We start from the raw sequence: 17,045 nt of genomic DNA, 5'->3' as shown, positions 1-17,045 counted from the left end.
TGTTTGCTCCTGCGCTTTATTTAACGACCGCACCGTTCGGCATGTCGGCGGGCACCGTTGCAAGCGTCAGCTGGTCGCCGTGCGAAGCGGCCAAAATCATACCTTGCGACAGCTCGCCGCGCAGCTTGACCGGCTTTAGATTCGTTACGCAAATGACCTTGCGTCCGACCATTTGCTCCGGTGTATAATATTTCGCGATGCCGGAGACGACCTGCCGCCGCTCGTAGCCCAGATCAAGCTGCAGCTTCAGCAGTTTATCCGCCTTCTGAACCGGTTCTGCGGCAATGACTTCCGCTACGCGAAGCTCCACCTTGCCGAAATCGTCAATTGTGATTTCTTCCTTCGGCTCTTCCTCAGGCGCAGATCCGGACGCTTGCGCTTTATTCGCGCCGCTTTCCTCCTGCCGGGGCTCCGCCGGCGCCTTGACGCCGCCGCTCATCGACTGCAAAATAAACGCGATTTCCTGCTCCGCATCGAGACGCGGGAAGATCGGGTCGCCTTTAAGCAGCTGCGTTCCTTCAGGCAAAGCGCCGAACGTGCGAATGCTTTCCCATGCAGTCGGCTCACCCTGCGAAATACCGAGCTGTTTCCATATGAGCTGAGGCGTACGGGTCATGAACGGCTGCAGCATAACGGAAACGATTCTCAGCGATTCGGCCAAGTGGTACATGACGGAACCGAGGGTCTGCTTGCTGCTTTCATCCTTTGCCAGCACCCATGGCTGCGTCTCGTCGATATATTTGTTCGTCCGGCTGACAAGCGTCCAAATGGCGCCGAGCGCTACGGAAAACTCCATGCTTTCCATCGCCTCTTCGAATTTTTGCACGGATTCTTTCGCCGTCTCCGTCAGCAGGCCGTCAAAATCGGTCGCATTCTGAACATATGCCGGCAGATGTCCGCCGAAATATTTATCGATCATCGCAACCGTCCGGTTCAGGAGATTGCCCAAATCGTTCGCAAGATCGAAATTGATCCGTTCAATGAAGCTTTCCGGCGTAAAAGTGCCGTCCGCGCCGAAAGGCACCTCGCGCAGCAGAAAATAACGGAACGCGTCAAGCCCGAAATGATCGATCAGAGCGACCGGATCGATCACATTCCCCTTCGACTTGGACATTTTGCCTTCCTTGGTCAAAAACCAGCCGTGCGCAAACACTTTCTTCGGCAGTGGAATATCGAGCGCCATCAGCATGATCGGCCAATAAATCGTATGGAATCGGATAATATCCTTTCCGACTAAATGCACGTCCGCAGGCCAGAAAGCTTCGTACTTCGATTTATCCTCAGCACGGCAGCCAAGCGCCGTAATATAGTTGGACAATGCGTCGATCCATACGTAAATGACATGCCGGGGATCGTTCGGCACTTTAATGCCCCAATCGAACGTGCTGCGCGAAACGGCAAGATCCTCAAGCCCGCTTTTGACAAAGCTGATCATTTCGTTGCGCCGCGTCTCCGGCTGGATGAACGTCGGATTTTCCTCGTAATACTGCAAAAGCCGGTCCGCATACTTGCTTAACCGCAGGAAATAGTTCTGCTCCTGCACCTTGTCGACAGGCCGTCCGCAGTCCGGACAATTGCCGTCAACCAGCTGGCGCTCCAGAACGAAAGATTCGCAAGGCGTACAGTACCAGCCCTCGTAAGTGCCGAGGTAAATATCGTCCTGCTCGAGCAGCTTTTGAAAAATATCGGCGACCTGCTCCGTATGGCGGGCTTCCGTCGTGCGAATGAAATCGTCGTACGAAATTTCGAGCTTCTCCCATAAGCGCTTGATGCCGTCCACGATCGGATCGACGAACTGAAGCGGTTCTACGCCTTTCTCCTTCGCCTTTTGCTCGATTTTTTGCCCATGCTCGTCCGTTCCCGTCAAGTACATGACGTCGAAGCCGCGAAGCCGCTTGTAGCGTGCCATTGCGTCTCCGGCAACCGTCGTATAGGCGTGGCCGATATGCAGCTTGTCACTCGGATAATAAATCGGCGTCGTAATATAAAACGTATTCCGTTTCGTAGTCATTCGTAATTCCTCCTGTATGGGGTTTGCAAAAAAACAAAAAAAGCCCTTGTCCTCTATGGGACGAGAGCTAGCTCACGCGGTACCACCCAAATTCCCCCGCATCTTGCGAGAACGGGGCTTTGCCAGTCTGTTCGACTGTCCGATAACGCCGGAATGCGTCGTCCGCTTGCCTGCCGCCGGCTTTCACAACCGTTCACGCTTCCGCCAAAGCTTCTTCCCCCGGCACTAAGCGAAACTTGTGAATCCGAAATCGGCTATCGCTCGCAAACGATATCTCCGGGACCATCTTCCGCCGCTCCCCTATGCCGGTTTTCAGCTGCCCCGGCTCTCTGCGATAGGTTATGCGAAGTACTTATCCCATCATTGAACATGTTATTGAATTTCGTCGAAAGGCAGCCCGCTTCAAAATCAAGAGATCGATTCCGTATGCGTGCAAATGCTTCCATATACTTTAGAATATACCGAAATCGGCTGGTATGTGTCAAGTCTGCTTGAGCGAAGGCGGATCGCCGATTCGCCCTATTGGTTTCAACGATACCGCCTGCATTGGCGTATCACTTAACCGTGACGCTTGGCGGGCTTCGCCGGCGGAACATGATCGATGCCGCCCGGATGAAAAGGATGGCATTTGCATATGCGTACGGCCGCCAGCCAGGAGCCTTTGAGCGCACCGTGCGTTTCGATCGCTTCAAGCGCGTATGCCGAGCAAGTCGGATAAAACCGGCAGGTCGGCGGCTTCAACGGGGATATGAATTTTCTGTAAAACAACACGGGTGCTTTAACGGCTTTTCGCAGCATGGCGCGAGGCTCCTTCCGTTCCGCTCTCGAAACGGTAATCTTCTTCCTACTAATGATGACGCAAAATCTTGCTTTCGTCAATTTCGTGAGAATGAATATCATATTCATTGACATCAGCTATCGCAGACCGTAAACTGATAAAAAAACGCTATGAACAGGAGATCGATTCGTGATTAGTCAAAGTCCTGATATCCATAAAATGAAGCAGGAAATCGAGTATACGTTCGAGCTGCTTTTCGAATACGACGACAAGTTCGAGCGGTTCGGACCCGGAAGTAAACTTGCGGATCCGGAAACGCTGCAAGCGTTTATTGACGCCATGTGCAAGGGCTTCGAAACGAAAAAAAGAGCGGTTGCCGTTTCCATGTGCATCAAGTATTTATCCCGGGCGCTTTGCGGCGTTCTGTACGCGATGAGCGGCTGGAACCGTTCGCTGAACGGCTCCCTCGCCAATATCGAGCTGCTATTGCCGCAGGGTAAAGGGATCGCTCCGATGCTTATCGACGCGAGTTGGACCGATTGTCCGGATGGCGGAGCCGAAGCGAGGGCCGCTTGGCGGGAGCAAACATGCCGGCAATTGTTCGAAGAAGGGCTTCGGCCGTTTTTTGACGTCCTCGCCTCTGCCGTGAAGCTGACCAAACAAACGATGTGGGAAAATGCCGTCGTCTACATTCATTACTTCTATAAAGAATGGCTGAAAACGGCGGACGAAACGGCAAGGCAACAATTGCAGGACGATTACCGTTACATTACCGAGACGGCTCCCGGCTATGTTTTCGGCCGCAAAAGCGGCAATCCGTTTGCCGTTAGCAACCGGATCATCCCGCATCCCGGTCAAGCTTGCGAAACGCTTCGCATCCGCAACACCTGCTGCTTGCGTTTGCTTCTGAACGACGGCGTAAGCTGCACAACATGTCCGCGCATCGATGATGAAACAAGGCTCACCCGGTTCGCGCAAAAGACATAATCCCCATCATACGTTAACATAAATTTTCCGATATTCTTGGGAGCGGCGCATAAATTCATCGAAAACCGACGATAATGGCTACCGATACGGCCGAAAACGATCGTAGGCGATAAAGACTTCCGCGTATGCACAACCCGCCTGTCGTTCCGCGCATGCAAGCTGTTGCCTGCTGTAGCGTTTTTCGCGCCTTGACCTCGGAGGTAACCAGATGGATCCGTTTCATAAGAAGCAGATCATACGTCGCATAAAGCCGGATTATCCGCGGCTCTCTTTTTACAGGATGACCAAAAACCGCGATTTCGACGAGCTGTGCCGGCTTTATACGGAAGGGATCGGACAGATGTCGTCCGAGCAGTTTTTAAGCCTCGCCCTTCAATTGGAGCGTTCGTTTCAACCTTCCCCGAATGAAGGTCCATACTTGAACGATGCGCCGGGCAGCACTCAACATGAATGTTTACATTGATGTCAGCATCTGCAAATACAGGGCGAAGCGCAACTTTGCTCACGAAACGGCGAAACGGCGAAACGGTTCTCAATGAGGGCCGTTTTTTCTTGTTTTCATTAAGCATTTCGTAGAAGCGGCTCTAAATCTAGTCAAACGTAAGCGTTAATGCCGCCGGTTGCCGTTTATCCCTGTTTGCGGCATGAAAACGGCTGTCCTATATCTTTAAACCGGTGCATACGCTATAATAGCTTGTATATATCGTAATTATTCCGATTAAACCCTTCGATATCCGTTTAAGCTTGCTCTACTCGCGGATACCGTTCGGGTTGTGGGAGGAGAATCATTGTGCCCTCATTCGTTTACCGCTATGGAACGCCCTTTATCGCCTTATTATGCATGCTGCTGTTATGGCTTATCGCCTCGACGCGGGGCGTGCCTGACCTCACGTCTCTTCAAGGCGCAGGGCTGCAATCGTTCAAAACGCTGTTCATCAGCATCGTACTCGAAGCGCTGCCGTTTATTTTGCTCGGAGTAATCGTCTCTTCCCTCCTGCAGCTATTCGTTTCCGAACAAACGATACGGCGGATGATTCCCAAAAATCCTATTCTCGGCATCTTGTTCGCCTGCCTGTTAGGCGTCATCTTCCCGATCTGCGAATGCGGGATCGTTCCGATCATCCGCCGGCTGCTGCAAAAGGGAATGCCGCTTTATATCGCGGCGGTTATGATTGCCGCAGGACCGATTATCAATCCGGTCGTTTTCGTCGCTACATGGATGGCGTTCCGCTCGCGCCCGGAGCTCGTATACTCGCGGATGGGACTTGCTTTCATCGTCGCCGCGGCAATCGGATTTCTCGTTTACCGCTTTGTTAGAACGAACCCCTTACGGACCGGCGCCATGAGTAAAGCGATGCATGACCATCAACATATTCACCATGAACATAGCCGCAAAAACGGTCATGAACATAAGCAAACGAGCCGGCACGAGCACTCTCACCAACATGACAACGATCGCCGGCACGAACATGTGCATGATCATCACGGCCATGGCTTTATCGGCAAAATGTCTTCAACCCTCCAGCATGCCGCCGGCGAGTTGTTCGACATGGGAAAATATTTGATCTTCGGCGCCATGCTTACAGCAGCCATCCAGACGTTTTTGGAGCGCGACAGTTTATCTGCGGTAGGCCAAGGCGAGTACAGCTCGCATCTGTTTATGATGGGCTTCGCATACATACTTTCCATCTGCTCGACTTCGGACGCTTTCGTCGCGGCATCGTTCGTAAGCACCTTCTCCATCGGCTCGCTGCTGACCTTCCTCGTCTTCGGCCCGATGATCGATATGAAAAGCACATTAATGCTGCTGTCGGCCTTCCGCGCCAAATTCGTGCTCCTGTTTATTGCGGCAATCGCCATTATCGTTTTCGCCGCTTCCGTCATATGGAGCCAGCTCTTTTTCTAACCGAACAATCGTCTGCAGCCGAGCGCCGTTCTCATACGAAACTTAAGGGCTCGCTCGGTTAATCTTCCCTTTGCAAGGAGTGAACGCAATGAAAGAACATATCCGGATCAGTCTTCATTATTGGCTTCGCGCCGCCATATTTCTCGGTTTTTCCTTGTACATCCTGTATTTGTCCAAAACCGGGCACCTGCTTTATTATATAGCGCCGAGGATGACCGTTTATGTGAAGCTTTCGGCGATCGTCATGTACATTATTGCCGTATACATGCTTTACAGCGCCATACGAGCCATGATGAAAAAAACGGATGTTTGCGACGACTGCGACCATACGCCCTCCCGCTCGCCGTTTAAAAACCTTGCGGCATATACGCTGTTTGCAATCCCTCTGCTGTTGGGCTTCAGTACGCCGGACATGGCGATGAACAGCGCGCTGGCATCCAAAAAAGGAATGATTTTGACCGGAACGGTCTCGCAATCCGCCGGTTTCGCCCAAACGGGGAGCACGGCGGAAACGCCGTCTAACCAGCCGCAGCCGGCGCCTAAGCAATCCGCCGAAAGTCTTGCGCCGGCCCCTTCCGTTTCTCCAGGTGCCGACGCCCCGTTAACCAAATCAAACGGCGATTCGGGAGCACCGGCAAGCGAAGCAGAGCTGGATGAGCTTTTTAAAGCGGATAAATACACGGAAAATTTCGCCAAGCTGGCCAAGAAGCTATACGGACTCGAAACGATTGCCGTCAAGGAAGAAGGCTTTATCGAAACATTGTCGGCAATCGACCTCTTTATGAAACCGTTTGTCGGCAAAAAAATCGAGCTGAGCGGCTTCGTTTACCGCGAAGACGACATGCAAACGAATCAATTCGTCGTCGCCCGCTTCCAGCTGCAGTGCTGCTCCGCCGACGCCGCTCCCTTCGGCGTCATGGTCGAATACGACCGTGCGCCGAGCTTTGCGACCGACGCTTGGGTAAAGCTTTCGGGAACGCTCGGCACGACGAACTACGGAGGCAATGAAATCGTGGTCATCAAAGCGGCCAAAATCGAAAAAATCGCCGAGCCGAAAAATGTATATGTTTATCCGAATTACGATTTTTTAACGGCTCCGTAAGCAGCCCTCCGCAAAGTCAAAAATCCCTGCCCGCAGCTTCATACGACGGGCAGGGATTTTATTATGGGACGCGGCGCGATGAACGCCGGCGGCTAAACGCGTGCTTACCGCATCTCAAAGCTGCAAAGCCTCGCACCCGGCGTAAAGTATATTTTATTGCTCGCTTCGTCCATCAAAAAGCCGAGCACCCATCCGTTCGCTTCGTATTCGACGGAGTATTCGTCCTTTGCAATATCGTAACGGAACAGCTTGCCCTCGCCCGAACCGTAAATGATCTTGTCCTTCGTAACCCCCATACCGGGCCATATCGCATGTTGGATGGGGAGATCCTTCCGCCATACGACCTGATTGCTTGTATAGTCGTAACCGAACAATACGCCGTTGCCTGTCAAGCCATAAACAAGTCCGTCCAAATATTGAATGGACACGATTTTTTGGGCGCCCGGAACCGGGCATATTTGATGGCGTTTCGTCTCCGCTTCGATATCCCAAATGAACAGGACGGCGTCTCCGGCCGGCGGCTGCACGCCTCCGCCAGCCTCGTTGCTCGTGCCTGCGCATAACCATTTGGTTCCGGCAATCGAAGCAAGCACATGGACGGAATGCTCGCCTGCGATTCCTCTCCATACCTTAAACGTACCAGAATCCGGATTCAGTCTGGCCAGTGATCCCGAAACTTCGCCGTAATCCGGAATCGTCGCGATATACAGATTCCCGTCCTCTCCCGCGATCATCGAGGTCGGACGATTTTGCCTTTCCCCAACATGGCCGATATGTCTTGGATTGTGATGACTCTCATGACCGAAATCCCAAGGCTTTGCCGGGTCGTACACGCTGATCGGACATCCGGGGTAACTCGCGATGTACAGCTTGCCGTCCTTGTTGGCCATCGAGTATATTTCGCCGCCGGCAACGGAAGGATTCCCCATGTTCACGCTTTCCTCCGTGCCGGGGTCATAACGGAACATCCTTAAAGGCAGTGCGGAGCTTCCATAAATGAGCTCATCCGGACCTTTATGAACCATCCACATCATAAGGCCGGAAGACGTATATTTCAGTTCCGCCTCTTCCTGCTCTCCCTGATCGTTCGCGATTGTGACGGAGTGATTCGTTACCGCCTTTAACGTCCGGTTGCCGGACAACCGGATCGATTTGGGCTCGGGTTCCTTGTCCGCAGGGAGCAGCTTATCTCCCTCAAGCCGGTATGTAACCGCACCCGCTGCCGTTCTGAAATAAATGTCTCCAGCGTCATCCTGATGCATGGATGCAAAACCGGTAACATTTTCCGGAAAATCGAGAAGCTGCTTATGACCTGTAGCCGGGTTGTAAATGCCGATCTTCACATGAACCGACCCGAGAGAAGCGACGACTCTGCCGTCGTTTGCGATGGCGACATATCGGCAATAGGCCAGTTCTTCGTCAAACCGTCCGAGATCCGTCACTTCTTCCGTTTCCGTGTCCATAACGAACAGTTTTCCGCCCGGATAGGTGCCTCCGTAAAGCTTCCCCCTGCCGTCGTAAGCAAGAGACCAAATGTATTCTTCTCCATCTACCGCGTTACCCAGATCGGTCATCCGCTCCGATTCGATATCGTATCTGAGCAGATGGCCTTTGTAGTAGGTTCCCAGATAGACCCGATTCCCGTCAAGCGCGATCCCCCAAGCCCCCTGCTTGCTTGGAATGTCCGGTAAATTCTCGGCACGGAATTGTTTGGTTTCCTTCGTATCGGCGTTATACGTAACGAGCAGTACCGATTCTTCATATTGCGTAACGGAAATATAGACGGTATTCATGACATCCTGCTTGTCGGGACCTGCGACATACGCATTTCCCAGAACGGCGCCCTCTCGGATCGGCGCACCCAAGTCTTTAAACATGGCCTCATCGCCCCCTGCGGATTGGAATGAAGTGCTTCGGCTTTACAAGTACCTTACGCGCCCTTTGTAACGCTCCACCAATTTCTCGTTATGCTCGTCGCCTCCGCTGCAATTCTGGCTGAGAAACACAGGCGGCGTTATCCCTCTGGACTGCAAAATGCCGGTAATCTCCGCGATCAGCAGTTGCATGATCAAGACACCGGAAAGCGTCGACGTCGGTCCGATTTTTTGCTCCAGGCCGTCCAGCCCGATTTCCGCATCGCCTAAAACGCCGCAATTGTCCAGCACGACATCGGCGATTTCAAACAGTCTTTTGCCGCTCGAATGTCTGGATTGCACCTGCTTGGAGTGATCAAGGTTCGTAATCGCCACGACGTAGAGACCTTTTTGCTTGCAGGCAAACGCCATTTCGATCGGTACCGCATTAATTCCCGAATTCGAAATGATGACGATGACTTCGCCGGCCCTTAGATCGTAACCGGCCATCAGCACCTCCGCATAACCCGGAAGCCGTTCAAGCACCGTCGCTCTCCCCGAGTTCGTCTCCATCAGCGATTCCTCGAGCATGGCATTGATGCATGCCAAGCCCCCCGCCCGATGAAAAGCGTCCTCTCCGATCATATGGGAATGACCGCTGCCGAAAATATGAAGAACGCCGTCCTTCTCGACGGAATCGGCAATACGTTCGGCAAGGCGCGCGATCGTTGCGCTTTGCGTTTCTTCAATTTTGCTCACCAGATTTTTAACGACATCGAAATAAGCTTTCATAACCATAATATTAGCTCCTCTACTGGATAATCGTTCATTCATTTTCCGAAAAACGGAAAGCAAGAGCCGCTGCTCCGTATACGCCCGCTTTTCCCGGATGCTCGGCATTCACGATGTTCAGATACTTCAAATAATAAGAGTTCAGTCTGTTCTTGACCGTCCGTCTGGCCGATTCCATAAAAAATTCGCGTGACAAACTCACCCCGCCGCCGACGATGATATCGCCCGGCCCCATTAACTGAACGAGGTTTACGATCGCGCCTCCCAAATGCACGCCCGCCTCCGATAAAATACGAACCGACAGCGGATCGCCGTTTAATGCGGCCTGGTTGATAACCTGCACGCCCATCCTGTGTCCGGACTCCAGCATTTCATTGATCAGCGTAGGTTCGAAGCGGCGCTCTCTTTCCGCGCGCGCGACCATGGCGGCGCTGGATACATACTTTTCCAGGCAGCCGACGTTCCCGCAGCCGCACGGAATCCCTTGGTAATCCACGCTCATGTGGCCGATGTTCATCACCGGTCCGAGCGGCGAGGTTAGAAATGCTCCGTCCGAATAAAAACAGGCTCCGATCCCGGTTCCGATGCTAATAAACAAAAAACGGTTCAACTTTTTTGCGCTGCCCATTCGTTGTTCACCAACCGCAGCCGCTGCGATATCGCTTTCAAGCACGAACGGAAGCTGAAGCTTTTCGCTCAGAAGCGGACCGAGCGGGCAATCGCTCCAGCCCAGATTGATGGCGTAATGTACGATTCCGCCTTCCGTGTCGAGCAAGCCGGGTGTCGATATGCCGACGCCGACGACCCTGCAGGTTGAAGGAAGCTGCTCGAGCAGCTTCCTAGCGGATCCGGCGATGCTGTCGATGCTTACGCTCCCTTGACTGTCGTGCTCGACAGGCGTATTGGAGTACAAAAGCATGTTACCTTCGCGATCCACCACTCCCGCTTTTAAATTCGTCCCCCCTATGTCAAGTCCCAGCGTTACTTCCATAGAAATGATTTGGCTCTCCTCTCTTAGTCAAACAGACTGCTAACTTACCCTTTTTAAATATGTTTCTTTTTAAATAAAACATACCTTGAGTGTATATCGGCGGCAAGTATCTGTCAACGAAAACCTCATCGATATAACCGCTTATTTTGTGTATTGTATGCGTTTACCCAAATACGGCCGAAATCTCCAAAAGCAGTCTTTCCTGTACTTTAAAGGGCTAGCTGCCGTGCGGCAAATTTCTTTTAATGACTCGACGTTACACGGAAATTACTTTCTTTATGCATGGAAAGCCGTATCTTATCTCCATGTTTAATACTCAGCGATTCGTCGAGGTCAACATCCGCCTTTCCATGTGCGAATAACTCCATGATCCTCACCGGCATGCTTGCATATCGGCTGTAACCAAAAGGGACATTTTATGAATTGAGCGTACCCCATTCGTAGCAAAGCGGTATGGACAGCGAGTCGCCTTCATGAACGTCATAAACATAACCACGGGAAAAATCAAATTCATCCACCCAGCTTCTGATCAGCGTGATATCGCCGATATTCAACACGAATCCGTTATCCGTCCCCGCATCGACTTTAACATCCTTGATTTCATAAGCCGCATTTCGAATGCCGTCGTTTTGGATGTAAACATATTTTCCTGCCAACGTGTCTGCATTGGTCACTCCGTTTAATCGAACGGTGATTTGATTCTCAGCCGACATGTCTTTTGTAAACCCGACGACACTGCCGGACACGTTCCCGCTAGCCTCCCTGATCATGACCTTCTCCCCGGCCTGAAGCAAAGTCCCGTTGCACACATAACCGTATACAGGACGTTCTGCGGCGAGCGAGCAAACGCCGAAAAAACCTTGAAATCGAATATGGTCTTCAATCGTATACACCACATCCGGGTTCAGCGCATTCACGATAATATCCGTTCTTCCGTTAACAAACATGACTTTAACCGCAAAAACATCGGTGCTTTGTACAATCTTGCCGTCCGCTTTGACAGGAACTGCCGAAATGCTTTGCACCTTCCGCGTTTCCTTATAAGCCTCCATCACGGAAACAAATTGGCTTTCCAAGTTATTTCCTTTGCGATGGGCAAGCACATATTTGTAGCTTTTGGGGTTGCCCGGCTTGTTTTGCGGCGGCTGCCCGTCCGCAAGGCTGACTTCATGTACATCTGAAAGCATGGTTATCCTGAGATGGATGTCCTCTTCTACCGGCTTTACTTTCCAAGTATCCTTGATGCTCCAATCGAGGCTGAAGCTTCCCTGCGGCAGGTTGGCTCGCTCCACATGATATAAGTAATTGAATCCGCTTTCCGAGACTTCGTCATACCCCTTATCGGCGACGGGAACGTTCTCACCCGCATAGGTGCCGGAAGCTTGCTTGATGAAATTCAACCCTTCGGTGGCGACTTCCCCTTCTCCGCCATGAAAGCTGTAATGATGCTCCTCACCACCTTTTACCCGAAAAAAATCGATGTAATACGAATCGGTTTCATCAATCTTGATCATTGCGACAGTTCTTCTGTACATCTGCGTTTCAGGATAAACCTTCGGCGCTTCGACATCGATCAGCTTGACTCTTACGTCATTCGCGTAATGATGAGGAATACCGACCACTTGATCGGCTTGGGTGGAGCGATTAACCACTACCGTATTATGGGAGACGGTATTATTCGTCCAGTGCACTCTCTCATAATTGCCGTCCGCAAAGCTCGGGTATCCATGATCGGGGCTAAGATCGAGCCCGAACGCGTATAAACCGAGATTAAGCGTATCGCGGTGCCCGTGTCCGGTATTTCGCCCGTAATATAACGTCAACGCGCGTGCGGAGTCTCCTTTCCCGTCTCGAAGGCCTGTGAATCCGTAGCCGGTCACATTGGTGCTTCCCGAATGGAACGGTCCGAACTCGTCTATCGCTTTTTTCATGCCTTCTACAATCTTTTCATTATCCGAAAACATATCGCCGCTCAAATTGTCCCATTTATTCCCATTCAGTAAATAAGCATACTGCGCAAGGAGCGGGTCGCCTGTATTGGCAAATCCGGATACATACGTCTGAATAGCGCCTACAAGACCCGGGTCTCCGGCTCTTTTCGTATCCCCGATCGAAGGCGTGTAAGACTCGAGCAATACATATGGAAACGGCATATGGAACAGCTTTCGGAACTTGGGATACGCGTATAGATCGAAAGCGGCGGATGTCCCCTGTCCGCTGAGCACATCAGCGACAAGCTTTAATTGAGACAGCCAAATATGATTGTAGCCTGGCGACGCCTCTGTTCCATGTCCGTCCCGGTCGACATCGTTCACAAGGATTTTCATAATGTTGCCTTTACCTCTTCCAGGATGGCCTGGATGGGTTTTAAACATATAAGGGACCCAATCATTCGTCAATTTGGCATTGTCGAGTACAACGGCTGCTGCAGCAAGCGCGCTTTGATGCATGCCGACATTGCCCGAAATTTGTCCGGATTCAATTCCAGGCTTGATTTGCATCACGATACCCTGTTCGATGTTATGGCGAATGGCAGCTGCGGACTCTTTTTTATTGGCCATTTGATACATTTGGGCTTTGCGGGATAAGAAAGACAGAACGTCCGGGATGTCCGTTCCAGGAAATAAAGCGTCATATGCAAGCGTAAAGCTTTTTACAAGCATTGTTTCCCAGATGCATCCGATGACTTTGCCCAATCCGGTTAATCCGTGCGAATTTCGAAATCCGTCCTCCCATAAATAAACCGACGAATCCATATCTGGGTAAACGTCTGCGATGCGGTCGAGCAAAATGATGCCGGCTGCGGCGTACCGAGGATTATTCGTGTACAGGTACGCTTCAGAAAAAGCGTTCAAGGCCTTTTCAACAGCTCCGCTGTACCACAAGAGCCAGTGATTGTAATAAGCGATAAACGTATATCGGCGCGTTTCACGGTTATTCTGCTCCGGATCTAGCCAGCCGTACCCGTCATCTACGCACCAATTTTCATCTTTGTCGGGGTATAACGTATTTTTCAATAAGCTCCTGTCGGCGGCTTCCGGGTTGAAAAATCCGTTTTCATCAATACCGCTTTTATAATAGGAGCCGAAGTCGTTGGAAGGAAATATCGATTGGCAGCTCGGGCACGTCAGCTTCCAGGGCTGCTCGAGCGGATCGCCTTTCCAGGGATAATTGCCGAAGCGATCGATTTCTTTTTTGCACACGGGGCAGCCCATTATCTGGTTTACGCCGCAGCTTCGAGGCAGTTTTTGCGTGGTGACAAGATTCCAAAGAAATTCAAAATCTTTTTTTAAGTAATGATCGGCCGTTTCAATCGCCTGTCGGCTTCTTTCTTTCGCCCAGGAATGGCGAGCAATGTTGCTACGAGCGTTTGTTATCTTATCATCCGTATAATAAGTGCGTGTCTGTTTAAGACTTGTGCCGCTAGTCATAAGAATCATCCTTTCCTATTGCTGTTTGGACTCGCCCTAATACGACAGGCGTATTGGCGTAATGAAGCATGTTACCATCACGATCTGCGATACCCGCTTTTAAATTCGTCCCCCCTATGTCAAGCACCAGTGCTGCTTCCATAGAAATGATTTGGCTCTCCTCTCTTAGTCAAACAGACTGCTAACTTACTTTCGTAAATATGTTTCTTTTTAAATAAAACATACCTTGAGTGTATATCGGCGGCTAGTATCTGTCAACGAAAACCTCATCGATATACCGCTTATTTTCTGGTTTGTATACGCTTACTATAATTCACAGCCGAAGTGCCCTGCTGCGTTTCATATTCCGGCGCCTTTGACTTGATATAACGAACGAAACGCCAAAAGCCCCTTTCTGGAAATCCGGCTTCGCTGAGCGGGTTAAATCCTGGCAAGGGGCTGGCAATAGCGCACCACGGTTATGAATCTTTCAACTATACTTATGTCACTTATCGTTCCGCAACCTGAAATAACTGAGAGAGAATTAGAATGGCAGAACCAAGCGCAATTGAATTATCCGCAAGCTTGGACGACAAAATCTCGGGGAATTCATTCGAATAGTTTGGCTGCTCCGATTCGTAAGTTTCTTTAATCGTTTGGAGCATGACGGGAGTCGCTTCTAAAATTTTACCTCCGAAAATAATCGTTTCCGGGTCGAAAATACGTACCAGATCGCTTAGGACGCGCCCCAAAAACTTGCCGCTTTCCTTCACCCTGTCTACGACCAGCCTATTATTTTCTTTAAGCGCCAAATATACATTATGCATGCTGACTTCGTCCGCGGAGTTGATGATCCCGTCGAAGACGGCTACGCCATTTCGTTTAATATATTCCGTGAGCCATTCGAGAATGGCCGATTCGCTGGCAACCGCTTCGAGACATCCCCGCCTTCCGCAATGGCATTGTTTACCGTCCGGATTTACGACGATATGGCCCAAATCGCCCGAAATATCGTTCCTGCCCTGGACGATCTGCCCGTTGATGACGATGCCGAGGCCGATACCGCGCCGATACCCGATGCATAAAATGTTTTTGGCGCCTCCGCCTTCGCTGAACCATTTCTCGCCGAGCGCCATCAGCTTCATATCGCCTTCCAGCTCTGTCGGCAGCCCGAAACGTTCCTCGATGATCCGCACAACGGGGACATCCCGCCAATTGGGGAAATTCATCGCATATCGCGAAATCCCGTTGTCGCGATCGAACCGCCCCGGCAGCCCTATGCCGATTCCGATGATTCGGCCGGCAATGTCACGATGCTTGTCCAGCACTTGTTCGATGGATCCGATTACCGTGTCCATAACCGTTTCGGACGACTCGCCGGAAGGACTTGGCACGCATACGCGATCGACAATATTCCCCGTCAGGTCGACAAGCAGCGTAATGATTTCTTCTGCGCCGAGGTCGACCCCGATCGCGAATGCACCTTCGGCATTCAATGTCCATAGCCCCGCCTTACGTCCGCCTTTCGGACTGACGGGACCGATCCCGGACTGATAGATGAAGCCTTCCGCTTCCAGTTCTTTAATGATTCGAAGTACCGTCGAAGGCTGCAGGTTCATGATTTTGGCCATATCCGCCTGCGAAACGGGGCTTTGCGTCCGAATCAGCTCCATCACATTGGTACGATTGATATCCCGCATCAAGCCGGCATTTCCCGGCATCATTTTGCTCAAATCTTCCCCCGCCTCCTGCATGATTTATTTTTTTCACAAATGAAATCAACTTGATTGTAAACGCTGACACTGTTAATGTCAAAAATGTATATTTTTCTTTGTGCTTTTCTATCAGTTCCCTGCGGTTCCAACGGCCCCGGCATAATCCATGTTTTCCGCCAGACAGTCCATTGCCGTCTTGATCTTATCTTCAATTTCATCCTTGAAGCCGGCAGGAATCGAAAAATAGTAAGCGGACTCTTTCGCTTCATAGCCGCCTTCGGCGATTTGCCTTGCGGTAGGCACGTAGCCGAACATGCCGTTGGTGTAGCCTAGCGGTATAACTTGGCCGTTTTGCTTTTCCTTCAAATATATGCCGTATTCCACAACGATTTCGCAATTCACCGAAAGCAGGGCGAAGCCTTCGGCCAGACGCATAAAAGTCATTTCCAACGGGATTGCCTGCCGATTGCGTTCCGGATACGTCAAAAGCAGCCGGCTCCATTCGGCTTTAACATCCGGCTCGTCCAGCATGGATTCGAGCTCCCTCTCGGAAGGATTGTGCCGAACCGGAAGCAATACGGTCAAATTTCTGACCTCCAGTGGACTGGACTTAAGCGGCTGCATCGGAAAATCGGCAATTTCCATCACCGTTTGTCCCAAGATGCGCCCTGCCGCAATTACATCGTCATTCGACCCGAACCAAAAATCCCCGTTCCGCCCCGGGTTCGTATCTCCGCAAAAGCCTTGCAAATAACCGCAAACGAAGCCGTTCCCCATCGATTGCTCGACATAATCGGCCGCGATGCCGCAAAACTCCGATGAAAACCGGTTCTCCCTGGTGATGACGGGATGGCAAGAATAATGGACAAACATAGCTTTGGGAAGCTCCGCGCCGGTGACAAAGCGGATGATTTTTACTTCGGAATCGACGATACCATCCGGATTCGGGCTCAGCGTCATTTCGCCATCCACCTCAAGTCGGCGATTTATGCCGAGTTTGCATTCTCCGGCTCCCTGCTCCATCCGTACAGACTCCATGCTAGAGCCCGCTTGATGAATGCCTTCCATCAAGGCATCCTCCAATTGCTCCAAATATGCCGGATCAGATTCTCCCAGATAAGACGTAAAAAGGTTGCTCGTCTGTGGTCCCGAATGAGTATGGGTTGCGTGCAGCAGGATGTTTTCCTCGGCAATACTGTACAATTGACCGATTCGCTTCTTAATAGCAGGAACACGGTCACTCCCCCACCAAATCAGGTCTGCGGTTACCAGCAGGGCGTCCGTTTTGTTCCCTTCGCCTCCCGACTGCCGGAAGTAGAAAATGCGAGCGTATAGCCGATTGGATGCTTCGCCTGCACTCCCATCTTTTCTTCTCGACTCGAAGCCAGCGAGCGGGACGGGGATTTTTGGCGTTATATCAACTTTGGCGGTGCCTAACAGAATGGACATGAGCGTGGCCCCCTCATTAATAGAATCATTGTCGTGCCATCGTCTATTGAA

General features: G+C 51.3%; 12 protein-coding genes. 4 read left to right on the top strand and 8 right to left on the bottom strand.

The window, feature by feature from the left end; genetic code table 11:
* Positions 1-16 precede the first annotated feature (16 nt).
* Together metG and yidD are read right to left on the bottom strand one after the other, a co-directional pair.
* Complete coding sequence (gene metG, locus DQG23_RS13455) at positions 17-2,011, bottom strand: methionine--tRNA ligase (RefSeq protein WP_113031362.1); 1,995 nt, start codon at positions 2,009-2,011, stop codon at positions 17-19.
* Between the two features lie 558 nt (positions 2,012-2,569).
* A complete protein-coding gene (gene yidD, locus DQG23_RS13450; RefSeq protein ID WP_238177877.1) occupies positions 2,570-2,809 on the bottom strand; it encodes a membrane protein insertion efficiency factor YidD in 240 nt (79 codons plus the stop codon).
* A 169-nt stretch (positions 2,810-2,978) separates the two neighbouring features.
* On the opposite strand from yidD, the gene DQG23_RS13445 reads away from it, so the two are divergent.
* The 4 genes from DQG23_RS13445 (at position 2,979) to DQG23_RS13430 (ending at position 6,784) form a co-directional block, all read left to right on the top strand.
* The gene (locus tag DQG23_RS13445) at positions 2,979-3,776 is read left to right on the top strand and encodes an IucA/IucC family C-terminal-domain containing protein (protein ID WP_113031361.1); all 798 of its coding nucleotides are present in this window, start codon (positions 2,979-2,981) and stop codon (positions 3,774-3,776) included.
* Between the two features lie 208 nt (positions 3,777-3,984).
* Entirely contained in the window at positions 3,985-4,239 is a 255-nt protein-coding gene (locus DQG23_RS13440) for a hypothetical protein (RefSeq protein ID WP_113031360.1), read from the top strand.
* Positions 4,240-4,566: 327 nt separating this feature from the next.
* On the top strand, positions 4,567-5,682 hold the full coding sequence (locus DQG23_RS13435) for a permease (RefSeq protein WP_113031359.1): 1,116 nt from the start codon (positions 4,567-4,569) through the stop codon (positions 5,680-5,682).
* A gap of 88 nt (positions 5,683-5,770) precedes the next feature.
* Positions 5,771-6,784, top strand: coding sequence for a TIGR03943 family putative permease subunit (locus tag DQG23_RS13430; protein ID WP_113031358.1), 1,014 nt, complete (start codon positions 5,771-5,773; stop codon positions 6,782-6,784).
* Between the two features lie 104 nt (positions 6,785-6,888).
* On the opposite strand, the gene DQG23_RS13425 is transcribed toward DQG23_RS13430, so the two are convergent.
* The 6 genes from DQG23_RS13425 to DQG23_RS13400 all read right to left on the bottom strand — a co-directional run bounded on the left by DQG23_RS13425 (position 6,889) and on the right by DQG23_RS13400 (position 16,994).
* Entirely contained in the window at positions 6,889-8,661 is a 1,773-nt protein-coding gene (locus DQG23_RS13425) for a ligand-binding sensor domain-containing protein (RefSeq protein WP_113031357.1), read from the bottom strand.
* A 42-nt stretch (positions 8,662-8,703) separates the two neighbouring features.
* Positions 8,704-9,435 carry a sugar isomerase domain-containing protein gene (locus DQG23_RS13420; protein WP_158560465.1) on the bottom strand — a complete coding sequence of 244 codons (732 nt, stop codon included), beginning with the start codon at positions 9,433-9,435 and terminating at the stop codon, positions 8,704-8,706.
* Between the two features lie 28 nt (positions 9,436-9,463).
* Positions 9,464-10,420, bottom strand: coding sequence for an ROK family protein (locus DQG23_RS13415; protein WP_113031355.1), 957 nt, complete (start codon positions 10,418-10,420; stop codon positions 9,464-9,466).
* A 416-nt stretch (positions 10,421-10,836) separates the two neighbouring features.
* Positions 10,837-13,623 carry a heparinase II/III domain-containing protein gene (locus DQG23_RS13410; RefSeq protein WP_158560463.1) on the bottom strand — a complete coding sequence of 929 codons (2,787 nt, stop codon included), beginning with the start codon at positions 13,621-13,623 and terminating at the stop codon, positions 10,837-10,839.
* 716 nt (positions 13,624-14,339) lie between these two features.
* Positions 14,340-15,554, bottom strand: coding sequence for an ROK family transcriptional regulator (locus tag DQG23_RS13405; RefSeq protein WP_238177885.1), 1,215 nt, complete (start codon positions 15,552-15,554; stop codon positions 14,340-14,342).
* 120 nt (positions 15,555-15,674) lie between these two features.
* Complete coding sequence (locus tag DQG23_RS13400) at positions 15,675-16,994, bottom strand: neutral/alkaline non-lysosomal ceramidase N-terminal domain-containing protein (RefSeq protein ID WP_113031352.1); 1,320 nt, start codon at positions 16,992-16,994, stop codon at positions 15,675-15,677.
* Positions 16,995-17,045 lie beyond the last annotated feature (51 nt).

The organism is Paenibacillus contaminans, assembly GCF_003285015.1.
Lineage (GTDB): Bacteria > Bacillota > Bacilli > Paenibacillales > NBRC-103111 > Paenibacillus_V > Paenibacillus_V contaminans.
This window is presented reverse-complemented; position numbering and strand designations above follow the sequence as displayed.